Raw genomic sequence first — 22,904 nt, forward strand, 5'->3', positions numbered from 1 at the left:
GATGAAAAAAAAGCTATTTTCACAATTATGGATCTATTTTGCTAGTATTGTCTTCATTTCGATCTTAGTGACACTGCTGTGTTTTCTCGGTTTTATTTTCTTATTGTCTCGACATTCTATCTCACCTGCTGAATCGGCTGGAAAACCAACGCTATACCCGTTATTCGTCTTTGCAGGGTTCAGTATGGTCGTGGGTACAGGAATATCGATTTTTGTTGGGCGGCGTATTCTGCATCCAATCAGTGCGCTAGGGACAAATATGAGTCTGGTAGCAACGGGAGATTTTTCGATTCGAATGGATGAACAGCAGAAAGTAGCAGAAGTACAGCAACTGTATAAAGATTTCAACGTTATGGTCCAAGAACTCAATAGTATCGAGACACTGAGGAATGACTTTGTGTCCAGTGTATCCCATGAATTCAAAACACCACTAGCAACAATCCAAGGATACGTACAATTGTTACAAGCCCCAAATCTCTCTGACGAAGAACGCCAAATATTTTTATATCGGATTATCGAAAGTATCACGCAGCTTTCACAATTAACAGAGAACATCTTAAAATTGAACAAACTGGAAAACCAGCGTATCCAACTGGAAAAAAAAGAGTACCGATTAGATGAACAAATTCGAGAAGTAATCGTTTTTTTGCAGCCTAAATGGGAGAAAGAACAGCTAGAATTGGATATCGAACTTGCTGCAGTAAATTACACAGGCAATGAAGAGTTTTTGTACCAAGTGTGGTTGAATATCATGGATAACGCCATAAAGTACAATCAAGTCAATGGACAGATTCATATCAAACTATTTGAGACAGCCACAGAGATCGTACTGGAAGTGACCGATTCAGGTGTAGGAATGAATGAAGAGACCCGAGATCGAATGTTTGAAAAATTTTATCAAGGAGATACAAGCCGTCAGATTTCTGGGAATGGACTAGGGCTTTCACTGGTCAAAAAAATTCTAGAACTACATGATGGACGTATCGATTATAGCAGTATCGAAGGAGTAGGGACGACAGCAATAATACGTTTAAGCAAATAATAGGAAAAAAGAACAAAATACCTAAAAATTCTAGTGAAGGTTTTTAGGGATTTTTAGACGTTTTTTTGTGATTAGCGAATTGCTCTTAATGTTCTTCCGGCATAAAATCGCTGATCTTCTATTGAAATACGAGAAGCGTTAGATGTGTCATTGAATCAATGGCACGATGTAAGAAAGAGAGCGAAAGTCATGCGTCGCTCTCTTTTTTGGGGTGGATAGATGGACAGAAAATGTAGGGCTTAGTTTTCTTCTTGATTTAAATACTCCCAAAATGTGTCTGAAGCCAAAGAATGTTCACCGATTTTACGCGTAAATGCGAGATAACTTTCTTTTGTTGGAGAGATGGGGAGGATCACAGTATTTTCTTTTAACAGATTTTTGACTGTTTTTTCCATAACAATAGCAATCCCCATGTCATTTGCAATCATATTGATGATCAAGTCGATCCTTGATCCTTTATAAGAGATTCTCGGTTCAAATCCAGCTTCGCGACACAAGTCCAGCACAGGTTGATACAAGTTCGTAGTAGGGCCAAGAACCAAAAAATTCTCCTTTTTCAGTTCGCTTAGATCCAATTTCTTTTTACTAGCTAAAGGATGATTTTTAGGTAGAACTGCTACAAAATCGTCTGTTTCAGTAGGCAACCACTCAATCGAACTTGGTGGGGCCTGAAAGCTTCTGGCAAAGTGGATCGTATCACTATGTTCATTTGTATCGTCATAAGTCAGTTCGATACTTTCCACTTCTTTCAACTGGACCGTAAATTCAGGATGGCGTTTCAAAAATTCGGTAATTTTGGAAAAGCCTTGGTAATTGATCATGGTTGGTATCGTTAAGATATTTAATGAAAGATTGTTTTCTTGCGTATAGGTTTCAAGCACTTCTTGCATGGCATGGTATTGTTCTACGACATTTTTTACATAAGGGAGCAACAAGCTTCCAGCTTCGGTCAACTCGATTTTTCTATGGGCACGTTCGAATAATTTGACGTCTAGTTCTGTTTCTAACGAAAGAATCTGTTTAGAAATGTTTCCTTGGGTGGTGAATTGTCGTTCAGCAGTTTTGGTGAAATTCATTGTTTCGGCTAAATCAAGAAAAACTTCAAATTTATGGATATCCATCATATTCCTCCTACTTATTCCAATAAAGAATACTTTAACACAAAAAATGAATTGGTGTAACCTACTCTGTCTGGTACAATCTTTCTTGCAGCGAAAGCAATAATTACAGAAATTTTTCTGATTTTTTTCGCTTCGTAGAAAAAGAGAGGAGTTTTTTGATGCCAACTGGAGTTTTGATTAATGTAGGTTCCGTTTTGCTTGGCGGACTAATTGGCGGATTAGTAGGAAATAAATTAAGTGAACATTTTAAAGCACAGCTGACGATGGTTTTTGGTGTGTGTTCGATGGGGATGGGAATCTATTCCATTGCGTCGATGAAAAATATGCCGGCTGTTATTTTTGCTTTAGTGATAGGAACAGCGATTGGTCTGATTGTTCATTTAGGTAATGGGATAAATAAGGGGGCTGCGCTGATGCAAGTACCTATTTCTAAAATCTTCCCTAGTGAAAAGCTTGGTATGACCCACGATGAATTTATCAGTACATTAGTGACGGTCATTGTTCTATTTTGTGCAAGTGGTACGGGGATCTATGGAAGTTTAGATTCTGGGATGACAGGAGACAGTACGATTTTGATTTCTAAATCTGTCCTTGATTTTTTCACAGCAGCTATTTTTGCGTGTAATTTAGGGTATGTCGTTTCTGTGATAGCAATTCCCCAATTCATTATTTTTTATATTTTATTATTTGTCAAATTAAGCGAGACAAAACTTTCCATTTACGTAACTCAAAAAAACTTCTAATGGTGTTTGGTAATTTAGTGATTTTCTAGGGATATGGTTTCTTTTGGACGCAACGGATGAGATGAATCCTTGATTGACTTGGTTGAATTCCATTTCTTTTGGTAGTCCATCTTTTCGGAGGAGTCCGTTTGAATGTTCATTTAATCCCCGTTGGGAAGGCGTTCCTGGGTCTGCGAAATAAATATCAATATCATTCGTATTACTAATACTTTTCCAATTAGAGAATTCTTTTCCACAATCAAAGGTAATTGATTTGAAAAGATTTTTGGGTACGGATTGAAGCCATTCATTAATCGAATTTTCAATATCAACTGCCTTACGGCCTTCTGGTTTCAAGGCGATAATGGCTTTTGAAAGTCGCTCAACGAGTGTGATGACGGCACTTTTATGGTGGATGCCGACAATCGTATCACCCTCTAAATGTCCAAATTCTTCTTCGAAAACGACATAATCTTTTTTACGTTCAGAAATATTTCTTTTGAATGCCTGTTTTCCACGTTTTTCCTTATAACCATTTGGTTTTCGTTTTCCTTGCATCGGTAAATGTAAAACATTGAATTCTCCCGTCTTAAACCGGCGATAGAGGGTACTTACTGAACAAGAGAAGGTTCGCTCTGCACGGCCAATAATGACGTCTGGGGTCCAACCTTCAGTTGATCTTTTTTCAATGTATTCTTTTTCCTCAGCAGGAAAAATGATTTCGGTTCTCCCACAACGTCGCTTATTTTCTTTGTATTGTTCAAAGTATTCAAGTGCTGTTCCACCACATTTGAGAAAGTTATAGACATTGTAAATTGTTTGGCGTCCACGTTTAAGCTGCTTCGCAACGATAGCAACCGGAGTTTCTTGATGAAAATATGCTTCTATCATTACAAGCTCGTTTGGTGTAAGATGGGTATAAGTCATTTGTGTTCACTCTCCTTGTATGCTTTAGCGGGTATTACAATTTGAGTGTAACATAAATGGCTTTTTTATTTGTCTCGCTTAATTATACAAACGGCGTTTTGTTCTTATTGGCAAAATTTATTTATCCATTGACTACACCAGACATGATCTTAGATTTTAAAGCTTGCGGCGGATTCTTGATGGTCGCTACCGGTTTTAGAATGATCAACGTGAAAATGTTCCCAGTAGCTGACATGATACCTGCAATGATCGTTATCATGCCACTGAGCTGGATGTGGACAAATTGGATTATGCCACTGTTATAATAAAAATCAAAGAGAAGCCATTTTTTTGCTGACTAAAAAGGATCAAATCTTTTAGTCAGTTTTTTTGTATTTGACAAACTGATTTTGAAACTATATTATATGTTGTATAATATAGATTGAAATAAAATATTACACTTGAGAATAGAAGGTGACGTAATGCACATCCAGATTCCAACTGTTCTTCTTGATGGTACTGTGCTAGCAGCATTAAGCAAGGAAGATATGTATGGGTATGCCTTAACAAAAATCGTACAAGAAAGTCTCTCTGTCAGTGAATCTACACTATATCCGGTTTTGAGAAGATTGAAAAAAGAAGGATATCTTGAGACCTATGATGAACCTTTTGAAGGCAGAAACCGTCGATATTACTCGTTGACACCAATGGGAAGTCGTCATTTAGAAGAAATTATTGATGAATGGATTGTTTTTCGAGATTCTTTAGACCGGTTATTGGAGGAGAGCACAAATGAATGAATATTTGAATGAAGTTGTGGATCATCTTCAAGAAATTCCTGAAGACGATCGTTTTGATTTGATCCAGTATTATGAGGAATATTTTTTAGATTCTGGAAAAACATTAGATCAGATCATTGATGAATATGGTACACCAAAGCAGTTTGCCTTAAAATTAAAAATCAGTTACTTTTCAGAAGAAGAACAAGCAGAAAACGAGTTAGTGAAAAATCCAAAAAGACAAATTCGCCTGATTTGGTTAATCATTATCGGTTTATTTGCTTCTCCTGTCCTCATTCCACTAGCACTGGGGTTTATATTGGTTATTGGGGGACTATTGGTTGCTTTACTAGCGCTCATTTTTAGTATCTATGTTTTATGTATCAGTATCTTAGGTGTTGGCCTATTCATGATCATATCAGGAATAAGTGTGTTTGGACAATCGATTCTGAGTGGATTATTCTTTATCGGTGTCGGTCTGTTCGCCACAGGAAGCGCAGTATTTATTTCGCCACTGTTGCTGAAAGGAACAAAAGGGCTTTTTTATGTCATGATGAACTTTGTTAAATGGATGGGACGACGTTTTATTACAAAAAGAGAACTGCATTCAGCGGGCGTTTGAAGGAGGACACATAAATTGAGATTGAAACATTTTTTGATTACCGGTATTGGTCTGATGCTTACTGGTGGCCTCCTAGCAGGTGCAACTTATACATTAGGCGCTCAAAAAAGTCTGACTTGGGATAATGGTCCTCGGTTGATCGATATGGTTACTGAGACAAAAAAAATCAAGGATGCAAACAAAATCGTCATCCATGCAGAAAATCAAACAGTTTCGGTCATACGCGGATTGGATTTTGAGATAAAAACGACTTATGATAAGACAGAAAAGCCAGAAATAAAGGAGAAAAATGGCGTGTTGACTGTGAATGCAGTCAAAAAATCAACAGGTGCAATCATTAGTTTAGAAGACACAAGTGCACAAATCACTATTGTTGTCCCTGCAGATCATGAATTATCTGAATTGACAATCGAAGGGAATAATAGTGCAATTGATATCAACGAAGTATCAATCAAAAAAGTGAATACTAAGACACATGATGGCTGGGTATCGTTCAATGAATTTACAGGAGGAACAATAACTGCGAAAGATGAATTAGGCTCACTTCGACTAGATGAGGCCAATGTGGATAACTTGATCGTCACAGGTGAAAACAGCAACTTCCATCTAGAAGACAGTTTGATCAGCAAAGAAGGAAAAGTCATCCTAAACGGTGGTAATTTATCTTTGCATGAGATGGAAAACAGTGGCTATACTATCCAAACGTCTGGTGAATCTTATATTGAAAAAGACTACCAGCCAATAACAAATACTTTGTTAGAACAAGGACAGAAAAAGCTAAAGATCACTGCTAAAGACACATCGATCAATATTACGACGGATCAAGAGGACAATGAAACAGATTGATCCTGTACTCAACTGGATATTTTAAGAAAAAACAGCAAAGATCCTTCCAATCTTTGCTGTTTTTCATCGCTTAACGCACATAACTATAGTAAAATAAGAAAGAAAATATCTAAAAAGAAAACAGGGTGAAAGAGTATATGAAGGTAGAAGAAGGTCAAAGAGAAAAGTTAAAGACAGAAATGGAAAGATTACATACTTATATCACTCAACTAAGCCAAACCTTCTATGATCCAGACAAAGAAAAAGTGATGGTTAATTACCCGAACAATTCAGAAGGTCGTCAATTAGAGCAAGTATACCATGAAGTTTTCAAACATTTATTGACGGTGAAGAAAGAGCTGGATTATTATTCTTTACCGATTATCGATACAGGAATATTGAAGTATGATGGGAAGAAGGAACGATTTATCTTTAAATCTGTTCGGGAAGATTTGCCTCTTTCAGCAGGGATGGATCTAGAGATCTTGGTAGAAGACTATTTTACAGAAGAAAAGCACTGGGTTCGAACAAAATTGGATTATTTACCGCAGGCAGCCGGAGGGACACAGGCAAGCGGTTGGTACATCACTGAAGACAAAGAGTTAGAACTAGAAGGTGTAATGGCGCGTATTCGAAAAAAAAATTAAAAAAGTAACATTAGATATTTATTGAAGGATAAAGGAGCGCAGGAAGTAGCATGAGAGAAAAAAGAGCATTTTATATCAATGGCTATGCAGGGATTGTCGGATTGGTCGTATTAGCTTTAGTTGGATTGTTTTTCTTCTATTTAGGCATGTGGCAAGCGAAAGTTTGGGCACTTTTTTTAAGTATTTTTCTTTGGTTGATCACGTTATTGTTGTTAAGTTCGGCAACTGTAGTCAGTCCTAATCAAGCAAAAGTAATTTTGTTTTTTGGACAATATTTAGGTACGATTCGAGAAAATGGCTTTTTCCTTACGATACCTTTGGCACAAAAAATGACTGTTTCGTTGAAAGTTCGGAATTTCAATAGTTCTGTTTTAAAAGTCAATGATTTGGATGGAAACCCCATCGAAATCTCAGCAGTAGTAGTCTTTAAAGTCGTTGATACAGCAAAGGCATTATTCGATGTAGCGTATTATCAAGATTTTGTAGAAATCCAAAGTGAGACAGCCATTCGGCATATCGCTAGCCAATACCCGTATGATACATTCAATGAGAATGATTTGACGCTTCGAGGAAACACGACGGCAGTGTCTGACGAGTTGCAAAAAGAGCTGCAAGAGCGTTTAGCAGTAGCAGGTGTCGAAGTAATCGAAACACGCTTGAACCATTTAGCCTATGCAACAGAAATCGCTAGTGCCATGCTCCAACGTCAACAAGCAAAAGCCATTTTGTCTGCTCGACAAACCATTGTTGAAGGAGCTGTCACAATCACTCAAATGGCCTTAGAGCAAATCGAAGATGGACAAGAAATCAATTTCACCGATGATCGGAAAGTCCAATTGATCAATAATTTACTTGTCTCAATCATTACAGACAAAGGAACGCAACCTGTTATCAATACAGGCGACATGAAAGACCGTAAGTGACATACTTTTTGTAAGATAGGAAGAAGGAGTTTAGGACGGATTATTGTCTTGAACTCTTTTTTTAGTTGTTTTAAAGAAAATGACAAAATTGAAAGAAGAATGATAGTTGATTCGAAGGCAGAATTGTTCGCTTTTTTCTATAATCAGTATATAAAGTAAGAGAGAAGGGGAAAAAGTGAAAAAACTTCTGATCGGTCTACTTGTTTTCATCGTTGTGGTACTTGCAGGGGTGAAAATCGCAGATTACGTAGTTATGGGTGGAGAAGAATACTATGTACAAATTACGACAGATGGTACAAAAACAGTTTCAAAGTTAGACTCTGGACAAGAAACAGTCAACTATAGATATATCCTGCCTGGCTATACGAAAGAGGGTAAGGAAAAAGAACTGGACTTCAAGGGACAATTGACTCGACCGCTTCGTAAAGGAGCATATTTAAAAATCACCTGGAACAAAAATAAAGGTGTCACTTCGTATGAAGAAGTCGAAAAAAAAGACGTGCCGAAAACAGCACTGGAAAAACTAATTAAAGGGTAGGGAAAGAAATGAACAAAATAGTCGAAGTACAGAATGTAACAAAAGTATACGGAAAAAACAATGAGAAAAAGACGCAAGCATTAAGCGGCATCAGCTTCGATGTAGAAAAAGGCGAATTTATTGGGATCATGGGCGCTTCTGGTTCTGGTAAATCGACACTTTTGAATATTTTATCCACATTAGATAAACCAACAGATGGGCATATCCGAATCAATCAAAAAGATGTGACCACATTAAAAGGAAATCAACTAGCAGATTTTCGTGCGAATGAGATTGGCTTTATTTTCCAAGATTTCAATTTATTAGAAAGCTTGACAGCACAAGAAAATATCGCTGTTCCTCTTTCTTTACAAGGCGTCAGACCAAAAGAAATCAAGCAACGTGTCCAAAAAATTGCAGAACGTTTATCCATCTCTCATATTTTGGAAAGCTATCCTTCTGAGATTTCCGGTGGACAAAAACAACGGGTCGCCGCCGCACGTGCATTGATCACACAACCAACGATTCTATTAGGGGATGAGCCTACAGGTGCGCTGGATTCCAAAAGTGCCCGGGATCTTTTAGATACGATGGATGAATTGAATACAAAAGATCATGTATCGATTCTTCTTGTGACGCATGATCCGTTTTCTGCAAGTTATTGCCAACGTATTTTATTCATCAAGGATGGCGGTATCCATCAAGAAGTGAAACGTGGAGATCAAAGCCGTGATTCCTTCTATCGAGAAATACTATCTATTCTTGGAAACTTGGAACAGTAGGGGGAGATTGACTATGCTTTGGAAATTATCACTTACTGGGATCAAGAGCCGTTTAAGAGACTACTTGGTGTTATTCTCAGGATTAGTTATGGCATCTGCTATTTTTTACATGTTTGAATCAATGGCAAGCAACGAAGCTTTTTTGAAAAGTAATACGATCGTTGCGGCTACAGTTATCATTTTCCGATTCGGTTCTGTTTTACTAGGGATCATCACATTCGTTTATATTTTATATGCAAATTCCTTTTTGATGACGATGCGGCAAAAAGACTATGCAATGTTTATGATGCTAGGAGCAAAAGGCAGAAAAATCGCACAGATGATTTTTTCTGAAACATTCTTAGTAGGGATCGCAGCTACTTTAGTGGGTTCAGCTGTCGGTGTAGGATTGACAAGTATCGTCCACCGATTATTAGTGGATCAGTTAGATCTCAATATTTCGCATTTTACACCTTTTAGTATTCACGGGTTGTTGATCACTGTTTTGTTTTTTGCTGTTTTGTTTTTATTAGCTGCTGTTGTCAATGCTTTTTCGATTGTCAAAAAACCGATATTAGCATTGATTCGTGCGGATCAGACACCAACAAGAATCAAGCAGCATAAATTCTTGTTTTTCCTTGAAGTAGTACTGGGAATTGCTTTTCTAGGCTGCGGTTACTATATGATGAAACACGTGGGGACCTATCAAGTCTTTGGTATAGGAGTAGCCTTAGTTACGATCGTATTAGGAACTTATTTCATTTTCCATTCTGTGATCATTTTCTTTTTATCATTACTAAAGAAATCAGAACAGATTTCATTGAAAAAATTGAACAATTTCACATTGTCACAGTTAAACTTTCGTATTCGTGAATATACACAAATGCTCTCAATGGTCGCTATGCTGTTTGCCTTGGCACTGGGCGCTTTGACGGTAGGATTAGGTTTTAAAAATGAAATTGCAGACTTGACAGAAAACAATTCTGGATATGATCTAGTGATGAATAATCCTCGGGCAGAAGATCAGCAAAAAATCAAAGAACTTTCACCAACACTTTCTGCTTCTTATACTCAAAAAGAAGATGCGGGAACGATTTACTATAATGCAAGTGAATTTGCGGCTCAACCATTGATCATGATAAAACATGAAGATGGAACACCGCCGAAGATCACGAAAGAAAAAGTTCCTGCTGAAAAAATGAATGAACTGACTGTACAAGAGGAACTTCGAAGCTATGAATTGCCGGAACAGCAAGAAAAAGAAATCAAGGTAGTCAGTCAATCAGAATTTGATCAACTGAACTTGCCACAATCCACTTTACAGCTAGTTCAGGTAAAAGACTTCCAAGCAAACCTGAAACCAATCGAAACACTTGTTGCTCAAAATAAAATGAACAATCCATCTTTGCAAAAAGTAGAGTACAGCAACCAGAAATATGAAATGTATGAAGTGTATAATGGTCTATTCTCTGGTTTTGAATTTATGGGATTCTTCCTAGGTTTAGCTTTCTTGACCATGCTTGCTAGCTGTTTGATGTTCAAGATCTTGTCAGGAAGCAAGAGTGACATTGCTCGTTATGAAATGCTTGAAAAGATAGGAACACGACGCGGGTTGCTTAAACAATCGATCCGTAGAGAAGTAGGCGTGTTATTCTTAGCACCAGGAATCTTAGGTGTAGTCCATGTCTTATTCGGATTACAAATGTTTGGTCTATTCATGCAAAATCCATACAAAGATATTTGGGTTCCGTTTACGATCTTCTTCGTATTGTATTTCATCTACTATGTACTGACGACATGGTTATATACTGGAATCGTATTGAAAAAGAGATTGTGAAAAAGCTGTCCTGCATCAAGTAATAAGAACAGCCAAGCAAAAATAGCTCCTCATATTTTTCGTTTGGTTGGGCTTATTACCGCGGATGCAAGCTTTTGAACACCGTTTGTTCGGAAAAAGAGGTTGTGACAATATTTTTGTCACAACCTTTTTTTCACGGTCTTTTATTAGAATATAGTAAATTTTTTCTCGTTACTCACGGAATAAGCTGTTAAGAAAACGGTTTCCATGTATACTGGAATCAGTGCAAATGAAAGAAAAGAGGGTGCAAGGAACATGGAAATCAATGAACAAAATTTTGGCGAAAACTATCACTTGATTACGATCACGAATCAAAATGGGACATCTTTGTCTGTCAGTGATCTTGGGGCACGGGTTGTTCATTTTCAAACAATAATCGATAATGAAAAACGAGAGTTGATCTTAGGTTTTGATGAAGCAAAAGAATATCTAGAAAAAGACCCTTATATCGGTGCTTCAATCGGACGTATGGCTGGACGGATTACGAATGGCACATTCAAATTAGATGATGAAACGTTCGAAGTAAAAACAGACCCGGACACTGGTCATTGTTTACATGGTGGTGCACCTAGCTTTGAAGCCAAGCAGTGGCATTATACAGTCATCAATGGTGAAAACGAAGCATCGGTCATTTTCTATCAGACTAGCCCAGACATGGAAAACGGATTTCCTGGAACTTTAGATGTAGAAGTACGGTATACGCTGACGAACGATGATACATGGCGAGTGACGGTCCAAGGGATCAGTGACCGCAAAACAGTATTCAATCCTACAAATCATGTCTATTTCAATTTAACCGGTGATCCAGCACAGTCAATCGACGAACATATACTTTGGTTGAATAGCCGATTATTTGCTACGCTCAATAAAGATACAACGCCTACAGGAGAAGTAGTTTCAGTAAGTGGCACAGCATTTGACTTCCAACGTCCTAAAAAATTAGGTGAGGTCTTTGCCAGTGATTTTCGCCAATCAATGATAGTGGGCGGTATCGATCATCCATTTTTGTTGAAAAAACAATCTGGTTTACTAAATGCTGCGGAATTGACAAGCCCAGATGAAAAAGTATCGATCCAAGTAAAAACAGATGCTTCAGGAATCGTGATTTTTACAGCAAATTTTGGAGAAGATGGACCGGAAATGCGCGGGAATAAATTAGTAAATCATGGCGGTATCACATTTGAGACTCAAGAACTGCCAGGAGCGGAGCGACTTGAAAGTTTTGGAGATGTCACTCTGGAACCTAACCAAGTACGCGAGTTTGTAACGGAATACAAAATAAATATAAAGAAATAGAATAAATTAAAAAGGGAGTGTGACAGTGTCACATCCCCTTTTTAATTTATTCTATTTCTTTAAAGGCAGATCAAGCCAGAATGATTTGTCTAAACTTAACAAGGTTAGTACAGGAACAGTTGCAGCTTTAACTGTACGAGTAGTTGTTTCTGGTATCTGTCTTGCCGTAAAATTGTTCCACAAATCCCAGATTGAAGCGACACGGAAGATGGAAGAAGCGTTGTTGACGCGTTTTATCGTTGAAAATTCTAATCCTGTGATTGGCACGCCATCTGTTGTCCATTTGATTGGCACATCGAATCGCTTAGACATATTGAGGATTTCAGCGTTTGCTTCTTCAGTTGTTGCTGCTTCTTTTTTCGGTTCATCATATTTTGTCAGGTCGTACGCTTCGATGATCGCGTTCAATTTTTGTGAATATTGGCGATCTGTAGCATAACGTCCTTCCAAATATTTGGTTGCTTCTTTGTAGTCTTTTGTTTCCGACTTCCAAGTTGGTTTGTAGAAATCAGGATTGCCAGTCAGTCCATTTTTGATCAAGTCGGCATAGTCTTCCAAACTTTCCTTGTAAGAAGGATATTTACGGAATTGTGCGCGGATTTGGTAGCTTTGTCCGGAACTATCTTGTTCAAGTGTATTGAAGGTCACGCTGCTTCCTTTATATGATCCTTTGATACCAAAAAGGTTATGATTTGGTTCGCTTGATAATAAGCTGTTTCCAGATCCACTTTCAAGGATAGCTTGAGCCATCATGACTGATGCGTAGATTCCTTCTTTTTGCCCGATTTCCTGTGCATCATCTGCAATCTTTTTCAAGAACTGATCAGTTGTTTGGTTTTGACTGAAATGGAACGAGCCATCTAATCCATCTAAAATAGATGAGCCGCCTGTCAGCGAACCTGAAGCAGCAGGTAAACCTGCTAAGTTTACTCGGACAGCAAAATCAGGCGTGAAATCTGAAATAGAAGTTACTCGAACTTTATCTCCTGGTTGAGGCGCATGGATAAATTGTCCGTTCCCAATATAGATACCTACGTGGTGGGTAACACCAGAAGAAGGTCCCCAGAAGACGAGATCACCAGGTTGGGCCTGACTTACTGGAATCTGTGTACCTGCATATTGCTGTTCGCCTGTCCAGCCACCGATATAATGACCGGTTGCTTTCATATATACGTAATAAGTCAAACCAGAACAGTCAAAAGTATTTGGACCTTTTGCTCCCCATACATATGGTTTTCCAAGATGCTTGAATGCTTCTCGAACGATTGCTTGTTGGACATTCGTTGTATTTGTAGGCAATACAGCATCAATTGGTGATTTTACAACAAAATCAGAAGAAGCAGAAGATGGATTCTCTATACCGCTTTGATTTGCTGTATTTGGACGAGATGAAGCATTGTTCGTTCCGCCATTTGATGAACCATTGTTTGGATGGTTTGGTTCTCTCTGAGTATTTCCATTGTTATTCGATCCAGATGGGTTTGTTTGATTCGAAGAATTCCCGCTGTTCGAATTATTGTTATTATTGTTTGAATTATTTGAACCATTATTATTGTTGTTATTACCCACATCTGGTTTGTTTGGCGTTTCCGGATCTGGTGTACTAGGGACTTCTTCACTAGGATCAGTTGGTTTCTCTGTTGAAGTATCCGGTACAGGTTCAAATTCTGCAGTAATAGATAAATTGTTCGTACCTACTGTAAAGGTCTTTGCATCATAATTTACTTCTTTGGCACCATTAACAGCGACTGAAGCAATTTGTTCACCTTCAGCTGGCGTAATAGTGTAAGTTACCTTCGTTTCCGCTAATAAACCTTCTACCGTTCCACTTTCCGTAATATCCAAAGGTTGCTGTTCAGGGGAATCCGCTGTCGAAGCAGTCAGTTGGATCTTACCAATCAAAGAAGGAGCAATTGTAAGGGAATATGTCTCGGCTGGCTTTTCATTTTCTGATGGATCAGCCGGATCAATTTCAGTTGGCTCGGTCGATCCTGTTGTTGAGTTAGTTGTTCCAGTTGGGTCTTCTGTAAAAGAATCCGTTGTTTCACTAGTAGCTGAGCTGGATGTAGTCGTATCTGTTGTGACTGTTTGATCAGCTGTTTGATTATCTACGGCAAATACGGTATTGGTCGACAAAACAGACGGAGCAATCAGCCAAGTAGCAGCTAGCAAACGTATCGTTTTTTTATTTTTCATAATAAACTAGTCCTTTTCCTTTCATTGATTTTCTGTCTTATTCAGCATTCATTAGACATTTTTTGGAACAGATAATCGTGTCGAAAAGCTTTTTCTTTTCATAAATCTGTCTGTGTATTCTAAATAAAACAATTTGTAAATAAGCAACGAGCATTCATTCGTTTTTCATTGACGTTCATTTTATTGCATAGACCACCTTTGTTTGGGGATAAACAAGTGGGGATAAAAATGGTTATGCATATGTAAATTATACCAAAGTTTGGAAAGTATCACAAAAATTTATAAAAATAATGATCCTAAAAAGAAAAAGACTGAAATATGTGATAAACATCTCATACTTCAGTCTTTTTCATTAACTATTCATAAGACATTAGGTCTTCATCAAACCCGCTAACGAGAGTAGTAATCATTGCTACGACTAGACTAACAGCCAGTCCTGCTAAGTACCAGAAAAAAGTACCGGAAATGAATGCAGGCAATGTGGTCAGACTACCAAATACAAAAGCGATCGCTTTCACTTGGGCAAATCCCATTACAGCTCCACCAGCAGCTGCACCAATGCAAGCAGCAACAAATGGTTTTTTCAATGGGATCGCAATTCCGTAAACAGTTGGTTCGGTCACTCCCGCAAGTAAAATCGAAGCAAAAGCAGAACCGGAGATCGAACGAGTTTTTGAACGTTTACTTCGTAGAAATACACCTAAAGCTGCACCAGCCATTCCAAAATTGGCTGCTCCTGTCAACGGAACGATTCGGTCGAACCCATAAGCAGAGATATTACTGATCATGACAGGGTTTACAGCCCATTGGATACCAAATATTACCAAAATATTCCAACCACCAGCGATGATTGCGCCGCTGATCGGTCCGTTAATATCCATCATCCAAGTAATTGCGGCAGCTAAACCTTCGCCAAGGTAAACACCCGCAGGCCCGAATACCATTAACGTCAAAGGAACCGTGATAACTAATGAAAGTAAAGGTACAAATACTAATTGCATATTTTCGCGAATATATTTTTTGAGGAATTTTTCAACAAAAGAATAAAAGAAAATACCTAAAATCGCCGGCATGACAGTAGACGTATACTGCATCAGTACTACAGGAATCCCCAGAAAATCAGTAGCTGCTTTGCCACTGTCTGAAAGTAAAGAGGTCAGATTCGGTTCAATCAGTGCTGCAGCAATGACAGCCGCAATATATCCATTCACTTTAAACGTTTTGGCGGCAGAAAAAGCAAGAAAGATTGGCAGAAAATAAAAGACGGCATTCGACGCAGCAGACAAAATATGATAAGTTCCGCTTGTTTCACTAAGCCAGCCAATCGTAGTCGCTAAAACAACCAGACCTTTTAATATACCAGAACCGGCAAACAGCGGAATGATCGGCGTAAAGATTTCCGATATCAAACCAAATAGTTTTTCGATCGGATTTAGCTTTTCTTTAGGAGCTGAATGATCGATTTGACGCGTTAATTCCTTGTAAGCAGGAGCCAATCCCTGATCCATGATTATTTCTGCATATCTATCGAGTAAAATGAAATACTTAATGGAAGGGATTTGCTGTTTTAATTTTTCTGCATTGGCTACTGGCTGTTTTTTCAATTTGATACGAAGCCGAGTCGCACATGGAAGGACAGAATCAATATTGTCTTTTCCTCCCAACTGTTCAATCAGCATATGAATCTGCTCGGACAGTACCATCTGTTCAGGATTCATTGTCGTTTCCATTAGAAGACCACTCCACTCACTAATATAATATTGGCGTAAGGTGTCATTTCGCCTGTACGAATAAATGCATGACAGTTATTCAACTCTTTTTTCATTTCTTCATGTGGGATAAAGCTAATCGGTGTATCTGGTAACAATAATTTGATTTTTTCCAATATTTCCGGGTTCATTGTCTTTATTTCTTCCGCCAATTCAATCGATTGTACCTCAAGTTCTTCTAAAACGTTTTCTAAAACAGATAAAAAGCTTGGAAGACCGTTTGAGACAGCCAAATCTATTTTTTCAGTACCAAAGGGGACAGGCATGCCTGCATCCCCGATACTTAATTTATCAAAGTGCCCCATTTGTGCGATTACTCGTGAAATATCTGAATTGATTACTTTTCCTTTTTTCATGTTTGTTTCTTCCTCTCATTGTTAATTTTAGACTGCTGATTGTTCTAAAGCTTCGCGGTAAGGGATAGAAGGTTGCGCACCATAAGACTGCACAGCAACAGAAGAGGCTAGATTTCCATAAAGGATCGCTTCTTTCAAGTTACTAAGGTCTGGCTGAAGTGTGCTGCTTAATGCGCCAATAAATGTATCACCTGCGGCTGTTGTGTCAACGGCATCCACTTTAAAAGCAGGGACGATACCGTGTTCTTTTTCTGTATGATAGAAAGCGCCGGCACTGCCTAGTGTAATGATTACTGTTCCAATACCTAATTCATGGAGTTTTTCGGCTGCTGCGACCAAACTGTTATGATCTGTCACTCTGATTCCTGTAATGATTTCTGTTTCTGTTTCATTTGGTATAATGATATCTGTTTTTTCAAGTAGTTCAGTAGGGATCGTTTCACGAGCTGGTGCAGGATTCAGGATCGTTGTTTTTCCTGCGTCTTTTGCAATAGAAAAAGCTAGGATCGTCGCATCTAAGCTACTTTCAAACTGAGCAATAATAAAGTCACTGTTTGTAATCAGTTGCTTGTTTTTTAGGACTTCTTGTTCATGGAAAGCATTATTTGCACCTGCATGGATCAAGATACTATTTTCTCCTGCTGCGTCTACCATAATCATTGCTTGTCCGGTTGTGGCGCCTTGGATTTCAGCTATCCCAGATGTATCGATGTTTTCTTTTGTCAGTAGATCTAATAACTGTTGTCCTTCGCTGTCAGCCCCAACGCCTCCAATAAAAGATGTCCGTGCGCCTGAACGTTTGGCTGCCACTGCTTGATTGGCACCTTTACCTCCGCCAGCGTGAAAAATCTCATGCGCATGCATTGTTTCGCCTGGCTTGGGCATGTTGGTTAAACGAAGGGTAGTGTCCATATTAATACTTCCAATTACTGTAACCGTGTTCATTTTACAAACCTCCAACTATCTCATTTATTTTGATGGGAAAAATTATTTTTTAAAACGTTTTAGTAAAACGTTTTAATAGTTCGATAAAAATATAGCACACCTTGAAAGCTATTTCAAGGGTGCAGTTGAAAATCTTTTTTCTAATCGTACAGGTAATCTTTTTTCTTCCCATTCTTTTTCTGGGAATTGGATCCGATCTAACAATAATTTGGCAGATGTTTGTCCCAATTCGAAGATCGGTTGTGCGATCGTTGTCAGTTTCGGCTTGATATACTCGCACATATCTATATTATCATAGCCAATAATGCTGTAGTCTTCAGGAATGCTTTTTCCAGATTCCTCTAATCCGCGATATAATCCAAAAGCTAATTCATCATTTAAAGCAAACACACCAGTTGCAGCAGAATCAAGAAGTTCTGCTGTGATTTGGTAGCCACCTTGTTTTGAGAACTGTGTAGGTAAGAGGATCAGTTGGTCGTGAGAGATTTGGTAAACATCAAGAGCAGATTTAAACCCCTCAATCCGAGCGTGGACATTTTCCGGCGGATTTTCAGGATAGACAAGGGCGATCGTTTGATGACCTAGACTAAGCAAGTGCATGCCCGCTAGGTAACCACCGCGAAAATCGTCTGTTCGTACGGCATCACTAAATCCTTCAGATTTTTTCTGATCCAAAACAATGAAGGGCCGGCCTTGTTTTTTCAAATTTTCGTTGATTGCATCTGTAGAGACAGCAGAAGTCGCGATAATGAATCCATCCACACCTCGACGTGTGAGCTCGGCTAGATATTCGATTTCTTTTTGATGATCAGAATCAGCATTACATAATATCGTGACGAAATTCTGCTTATACAAGATATCCTCAATTCCTCGCATCAGTGTACTGAAGAATGGATTCGTGATATCAGGAACGAGTACACCAATTGTTTTCGTTTCCTTGGTAATCATTTGTCTAGCAAAATAGTCAGGCTGATAGCCTAATTCTTCTTTGGCAGCTAAAACTTTCTGAACAGTTTTCGGACTGAATTTCTCCGTATTTCCATTTAATATCAAGGAGACAGTTGTGATTGAAACGCCGGAAAGTTTAGCGACTTCTTTGATTGTGATCTTTTTTTTCACCATGTTCATACTCCTATCTAAATCCTGTGGTTATTTTCCCATGAAATCAAAAAGAAGTAAATGAAAATCACGTGTGCCAGTACTTATTTGCTTTGTTGGATAGCTTCGATTATTTGTTTCGTTGAGCGTACTCGTGCAGTTTTCGGAAATATCTTTTTTATGAACAATTGATGGGATTCTTTGTCACGATCACTGCAAGCATCTTCAGCAAGTACGACATGATACCCATGTTGAAAGGCATCTAATGCAGTAGCATATACACCGTTTGTTGTCGCTACACCGCTTAAAATGATAGTTTCGATTCCACGCCGGCGAAGTTGAAGATCAAGAGAAGTACCAAAAAAGGCACTTGGATTGTATTTTGTGATAGTCAACATATTGTTTGTATCTTTCAAGGAATCCTTCAACAACAAGTCAGTGAATTCTGGAGGTACAGAAGCAGTCATTCCACCCATATCAGTTTGTTGACTCAAATAAGGGAAAGTGGAGATGTCTACGTTCACTAAAACTTTCAAGGCAGCGGTACGTTTCAATGTTTTTGCTAACAAATCATTGTTTGTCAGAATAGATGCTGCAGTGTGTGGAGAGAGTGTACCGTTATTTACGATCCCTTTTTGCATGTCGATCGCGACAAAAGCAGTTTTTGATAAATCAAAAATCATATTTTCCTTTAAATCATTCATGATGTTCCTTCTTTCAAATAACAATGTTTTTTATGTGAGTAAATCATAAATCGTTTATTTGTCAACTAAATAAAGGATTCCTTTCTTTAGTCTAGAGAAATTCAGTGGTAAAATAAATAAGTGTGAGAAAACGCATTCGATGCATAGATATAGCGAGAAATATCGTGAAAATGGAGGAATCAGAGTGAAGTATGTCGAAGTAAAAAATGAATACAAACGATACAAAATGGGAGAAACGACCATTACAGCAAATGACGATATTTCTTTTTCAATTGAAAAAGGCGAATTAGTGATTATACTTGGTCCAAGTGGAGCAGGAAAGTCAACGATTCTTAATATTTTAGGTGGGATGGATACACCTGATGAAGGTCAGATCATTATTGATGACACAGATATTGCGCAATTTTCAGATAAACAGCTTACTGCTTACCGACGAACAGATGTAGGGTTCGTTTTCCAATTCTACAATCTCGTTCCTAATCTAACAGCAAAAGAAAATGTGGAATTGGCAACGGAAGTTTCTCCTGATGCGCTTGATCCTGTAGAGGTATTGAGGCAAGTGGGCCTAGCTCATCGATTGAATAACTTTCCGTCCCAATTATCAGGAGGCGAACAGCAGAGGGTTTCAATTGCTCGTGCACTAGCTAAAAATCCCAAACTTCTTTTATGTGATGAACCGACAGGCGCGCTGGATTTTGAAACGGGCAAGCAAGTATTGAAATTATTGCAAAACGCTAGCAGACAACACGGCAATACCGTTTTGATCATTACACATAATTCTGCTTTAGCGCCCATCGCTGATAGAGTCATTCATATTAATGATGCTAAAGTAAGGTCTGTTGAATTAAATGATCATCCTTCATCCATTGATGAGATTGTATGGTAGGGGGATTTTATGAAAACAAGAACATATCTTAAAGCAGGTTTTCGCGAAATTCGGCAATCTAAAGGACGATTCATTGCAATCATCCTTATTGTCATGCTAGGAACACTTTTATTTGTAGGTGTCAAAACTGCTGGACCTGTCATGCAAAAAACGATGGATCACTATGTTGGTACAGCAGGACTTTCTGATTTGCAAATCGTTTCTACTGGTGGCTTGACACAAAAAGATATTGCTCAAGCAGAAAAGATCCCAGATGCAAAAGTAGAAACAGGAAAACAGATCTATTATTCCAATACTGGCAAAAACGAAGTGATTCAAATATTTTCTTATAACAAAAATAACAAGCAGAACAAGCTACAATTAACTGATGGAAAACTCCCGGAAAAACCAAACCAGCTTGTATTGGATGAAAAAGCGGAAGATGAAGGGTATAAAATCGGTGATATTTATCAGATTGATTCAGATGAATTGAAAGAAAAAGAGTATACCATCACGGGCTTTGTCCGTTCTCCATTGTTCATCAACAATTTGGAGAGAGGATACGCGAACGTCGGAAATGGTAGCGTCGATTATTTTGTCTATTTACCTGAATCCGTTTTTAAAACAGATATTTATTCTGTCTTATATCTTGATTTTACAAACGTAAAGAATTTGAATACGTACAGCAAAGCTTACAAAGATAAAATGGAGCAAAATCAAGAAAAGATAGAAAAGTATTTACAAGATCGCCCTGAAGAACGCTTAGAAGAGCTGAAAAAATCGGCCAACGAAGAATTAGAACCGGCACAGCAAAAAATAGCTGATGGCAAAGCACAAACAACGCAAGCAAGAACACGGTTAGAAGATGCTAAAAAACAGTTAGCGCAACAGTCAGCAGCTATCCAGCAGCTTCCTGAAGCGCAACGAACAATCGCTGTTCAAACATTATCTCAACAAGAAGCTCAACTTGCTGAACAAGAAAGGCAATTAGTTGAGAAAGAACGTGAACTGGCCTCTGCAGAGGAAGAATTGAATCGAAATGCAGAAAAAATTGAAAATTTAACTAAACCATCATACCTATACAATGAACGTTCAGAAAATGTCGGTTTTCAAGAATTTGGTGATCTGTCTGATCGTATCGCTGCGATTGCCAATGTTTTTCCTGTTTTCTTTTTCTTTATTGCCGCATTGATCACCTTTACGACAATGACACGTATGGTAGAAGAAAACCGCAGGGAAATCGGGACATTAAAGGCGTTAGGTTATACGAAAGTTGAAATCGCAAAAAAATATGCAATCTATGCAAGTCTAGCCTCAGGGATAGGCATTGTTTTAGGAACGATATTAGGAACGAATCTTTTGCCAAGGATCATTTTTGAGCTGTCTAACGAGCGGTATGATATTGGGAGTGCGCTTATTTTTTATGACTGGTCGCCGATTTTACAAGCAGCTGCCGCATTCTTCATTGCCGCATTTGGCGCTGCAATGATCGTTTTATTCAAAGATTTAAGAGAACGGCCTGCTGCATTGCTTCAACCGAAAGCACCGAAGCCAGGGAAACGCATTTTTCTTGAATACATCACTCCGCTGTGGTCACGCCTTAGCTTTAATCAAAAAATCAGTTACCGAAATCTCTTCCGATATAAGTCAAGAATGCTTATGGCGATTATCGGAATTGCTGGATGTGCCGGGCTGATGGTTGCAGGCGTGGGATTGAAAGATTCTCTAAGTTCTGTCTCAGCCAAACAATTTGGACCGATCATTGACTATCAAGCAATCGTTACATTGGATTCATCCACGGAAGATAGTCGTCAAAAAGCAGCGGATATGCTGCAGAAGCAAGAAAAAGTAAATGAGATCCTAGCTATTCATACTCAAACCGTAGAATTGAGAAAAAAAGGACATGCTTCGCAAAGTCTGACAGTGATCGTACCAAGTAAAACAGCTGATTTGGATCGTTTTATCCATTTAACTGATCTTGAAGAGAACCCACGCTCCTTGCCTAAAACAGGAATCGCTATTACGCAAAAAGCAGCAGAACTATTTGACTTATCTACAGGAGATCATATTTCGCTTTATGATGAAGATCAAAAAGAATGGAAAGTCGAAGTAAAAGAAATCGTGAAAAACTATCTAGGTAGCTTTATTTATATGTCCCCTGAATATTATGCTTCAGTTACTGATCAATCGATGATGGATAATGCATTTTTGCTGCGTACAGATAAGATGACAACAAAAGAAGAAGAAATGCTTTCCGAGAAACTGCTTGCCACAGACGCTGTGACAAATACGTCTTTCATGTCCAAACAAATCGAAACGCAAGAAGAATCAATGGCGAACTTAGACTCGGTTGTCTTAATCTTTGTCGTATTATCAGGACTGCTGGCTTTTATCGTCTTGTATAATCTAACTAATATCAATATTTCCGAGCGTGTACGCGAATTATCTACAATAAAAGTCCTTGGATTTTTTGATAAAGAAGTCACGATGTACATTGTTCGAGAAAATATCATCTTTACTCTTTTAGGAATCATCGGAGGATTTGGTGTAGGATATATATTGACTGACTTCATCTTGCAACAAGCGTCTATGGAGAATGTCATCTTTCCATTAGTGATCACATGGTGGGCTTATGTCTTATCAGCAGGATTAACTATCGTATTTACGGTTATTGTGATGATTGTTACCCATTTCAAATTAAAGCATATCGATATGATTGATGCGTTGAAATCGAATGAATAAAAACAGAGGTTGTGAAATCAGCGGTTTGACCTGAGTATTAGAGAAACAAACGGCAAAATAGTTTCTCATATTTTGCCGTTTTTTGAGCTAATACCGAAGGACAGCTGCTAATTGAACACCATGTGAATCAGAGGTTGTAAAAAAGCCGTCCTGCATCGAGCAAAAAGAATACTCAAATAAAATTAGCTCCTCATGTTTTACATTTGAGAA

At 38.3% G+C, this 22,904-nt stretch carries 21 protein-coding genes and 1 pseudogene; 14 read left to right on the top strand and 8 right to left on the bottom strand.

The genetic code is table 11. The features are described from left to right. Window position 1: 1 nt before the first annotated feature. Window positions 2-1,042 (top strand): HAMP domain-containing sensor histidine kinase, encoded by a 1,041-nt coding sequence (locus IGL15_RS01985; protein WP_002307927.1) that lies wholly within the window; start codon window positions 2-4, stop codon window positions 1,040-1,042. A gap of 239 nt (window positions 1,043-1,281) precedes the next feature. Here IGL15_RS01985 and IGL15_RS01990 read toward each other — a convergent pair whose 3' ends face one another. Then, the gene (locus IGL15_RS01990) at window positions 1,282-2,163 is read right to left on the bottom strand and encodes a LysR family transcriptional regulator (RefSeq protein WP_104765506.1); all 882 of its coding nucleotides are present in this window, start codon (window positions 2,161-2,163) and stop codon (window positions 1,282-1,284) included. Between the two features lie 158 nt (window positions 2,164-2,321). Between IGL15_RS01990 and IGL15_RS01995 the strand changes: the two are divergent. Continuing rightward, window positions 2,322-2,855: pseudogene (locus IGL15_RS01995) on the top strand (DUF554 family protein); the annotation flags it as partial. 3 nt (window positions 2,856-2,858) lie between these two features. Here IGL15_RS01995 and IGL15_RS02000 read toward each other — a convergent pair. Continuing rightward, window positions 2,859-3,812: an IS30 family transposase gene (locus IGL15_RS02000; protein ID WP_000222572.1), complete on the bottom strand. Its 954-nt coding sequence runs from the start codon at window positions 3,810-3,812 to the stop codon at window positions 2,859-2,861. A 56-nt stretch (window positions 3,813-3,868) separates the two neighbouring features. Between IGL15_RS02000 and IGL15_RS02005 the strand changes: the two genes are divergently transcribed. The 10 genes from IGL15_RS02005 to IGL15_RS02050 all read left to right on the top strand — a co-directional run bounded on the left by IGL15_RS02005 (window position 3,869) and on the right by IGL15_RS02050 (window position 12,019). Then, entirely contained in the window at window positions 3,869-4,117 is a 249-nt protein-coding gene (locus IGL15_RS02005) for a DUF554 domain-containing protein (protein WP_263863590.1), read from the top strand. 156 nt (window positions 4,118-4,273) lie between these two features. Next, window positions 4,274-4,591, top strand: a complete 318-nt coding sequence (locus IGL15_RS02010) for a PadR family transcriptional regulator (protein ID WP_002286315.1) — start codon at window positions 4,274-4,276, stop codon at window positions 4,589-4,591. Further along, window positions 4,584-5,192, top strand: coding sequence for a DUF1700 domain-containing protein (locus IGL15_RS02015; RefSeq protein WP_002297408.1), 609 nt, complete (start codon window positions 4,584-4,586; stop codon window positions 5,190-5,192). The genes IGL15_RS02010 and IGL15_RS02015 overlap by 8 nt, the downstream gene beginning before the upstream one ends. A 54-nt stretch (window positions 5,193-5,246) precedes the next feature. Continuing rightward, window positions 5,247-6,038, top strand: coding sequence for a DUF4097 family beta strand repeat-containing protein (locus IGL15_RS02020; RefSeq protein WP_002322196.1), 792 nt, complete (start codon window positions 5,247-5,249; stop codon window positions 6,036-6,038). 137 nt (window positions 6,039-6,175) lie between these two features. Further along, on the top strand, window positions 6,176-6,664 hold the full coding sequence (locus IGL15_RS02025) for a DUF5348 domain-containing protein (RefSeq protein ID WP_002297406.1): 489 nt from the start codon (window positions 6,176-6,178) through the stop codon (window positions 6,662-6,664). Between the two features lie 50 nt (window positions 6,665-6,714). Next, window positions 6,715-7,587: an SPFH domain-containing protein gene (locus tag IGL15_RS02030; protein WP_002286307.1), complete on the top strand. Its 873-nt coding sequence runs from the start codon at window positions 6,715-6,717 to the stop codon at window positions 7,585-7,587. Window positions 7,588-7,762: 175 nt separating this feature from the next. Next, window positions 7,763-8,125, top strand: coding sequence for a YxeA family protein (locus tag IGL15_RS02035; protein WP_002298706.1), 363 nt, complete (start codon window positions 7,763-7,765; stop codon window positions 8,123-8,125). Window positions 8,126-8,133: 8 nt separating this feature from the next. Continuing rightward, window positions 8,134-8,886 (top strand): ABC transporter ATP-binding protein, encoded by a 753-nt coding sequence (locus IGL15_RS02040; protein ID WP_002286304.1) that lies wholly within the window; start codon window positions 8,134-8,136, stop codon window positions 8,884-8,886. Window positions 8,887-8,899: 13 nt separating this feature from the next. After that, window positions 8,900-10,702: an FtsX-like permease family protein gene (locus tag IGL15_RS02045; protein ID WP_002298705.1), complete on the top strand. Its 1,803-nt coding sequence runs from the start codon at window positions 8,900-8,902 to the stop codon at window positions 10,700-10,702. A 276-nt stretch (window positions 10,703-10,978) separates the two neighbouring features. Continuing rightward, window positions 10,979-12,019, top strand: a complete 1,041-nt coding sequence (locus IGL15_RS02050) for an aldose epimerase family protein (protein ID WP_002286298.1) — start codon at window positions 10,979-10,981, stop codon at window positions 12,017-12,019. Window positions 12,020-12,070: 51 nt separating this feature from the next. Here IGL15_RS02050 and IGL15_RS02055 read toward each other — a convergent pair whose 3' ends face one another. From IGL15_RS02055 to IGL15_RS02080, 6 genes are all read right to left on the bottom strand, one after another. Continuing rightward, on the bottom strand, window positions 12,071-14,215 hold the full coding sequence (locus IGL15_RS02055; protein WP_002325891.1) for a glucosaminidase domain-containing protein: 2,145 nt from the start codon (window positions 14,213-14,215) through the stop codon (window positions 12,071-12,073). A 356-nt stretch (window positions 14,216-14,571) separates the two neighbouring features. Next, window positions 14,572-15,945: a PTS transporter subunit EIIC gene (locus IGL15_RS02060; RefSeq protein ID WP_002286296.1), complete on the bottom strand. Its 1,374-nt coding sequence runs from the start codon at window positions 15,943-15,945 to the stop codon at window positions 14,572-14,574. Continuing rightward, window positions 15,945-16,340 carry a D-ribose pyranase gene (rbsD, locus tag IGL15_RS02065; RefSeq protein WP_002286295.1) on the bottom strand — a complete coding sequence of 132 codons (396 nt, stop codon included), beginning with the start codon at window positions 16,338-16,340 and terminating at the stop codon, window positions 15,945-15,947. Before rbsD ends, IGL15_RS02060 begins: the two co-directional genes overlap by 1 nt. A gap of 27 nt (window positions 16,341-16,367) precedes the next feature. Continuing rightward, window positions 16,368-17,285, bottom strand: a complete 918-nt coding sequence (gene rbsK, locus IGL15_RS02070) for a ribokinase (RefSeq protein WP_002286294.1) — start codon at window positions 17,283-17,285, stop codon at window positions 16,368-16,370. 108 nt (window positions 17,286-17,393) lie between these two features. Then, window positions 17,394-18,407, bottom strand: coding sequence for a ribose utilization transcriptional repressor RbsR (gene rbsR, locus IGL15_RS02075; protein ID WP_002298484.1), 1,014 nt, complete (start codon window positions 18,405-18,407; stop codon window positions 17,394-17,396). Window positions 18,408-18,487: 80 nt separating this feature from the next. Next, window positions 18,488-19,087 carry a cysteine hydrolase gene (locus IGL15_RS02080; RefSeq protein WP_010727298.1) on the bottom strand — a complete coding sequence of 200 codons (600 nt, stop codon included), beginning with the start codon at window positions 19,085-19,087 and terminating at the stop codon, window positions 18,488-18,490. Between the two features lie 184 nt (window positions 19,088-19,271). Between IGL15_RS02080 and IGL15_RS02085 the strand changes: the two genes are divergently transcribed. Further along, window positions 19,272-19,973 carry an ABC transporter ATP-binding protein gene (locus IGL15_RS02085; protein WP_002296067.1) on the top strand — a complete coding sequence of 234 codons (702 nt, stop codon included), beginning with the start codon at window positions 19,272-19,274 and terminating at the stop codon, window positions 19,971-19,973. Window positions 19,974-19,982: 9 nt separating this feature from the next. Then, window positions 19,983-22,694, top strand: a complete 2,712-nt coding sequence (locus IGL15_RS02090; protein WP_104765541.1) for an FtsX-like permease family protein — start codon at window positions 19,983-19,985, stop codon at window positions 22,692-22,694. The last annotated feature ends 210 nt before the right edge of the window (window positions 22,695-22,904 follow it).

Origin of the sequence: Enterococcus sp. DIV0436a (assembly GCF_051711605.1) — a bacterium.
Taxonomy (GTDB): Bacteria; Bacillota; Bacilli; order Lactobacillales; family Enterococcaceae; genus Enterococcus_B; species Enterococcus_B faecium.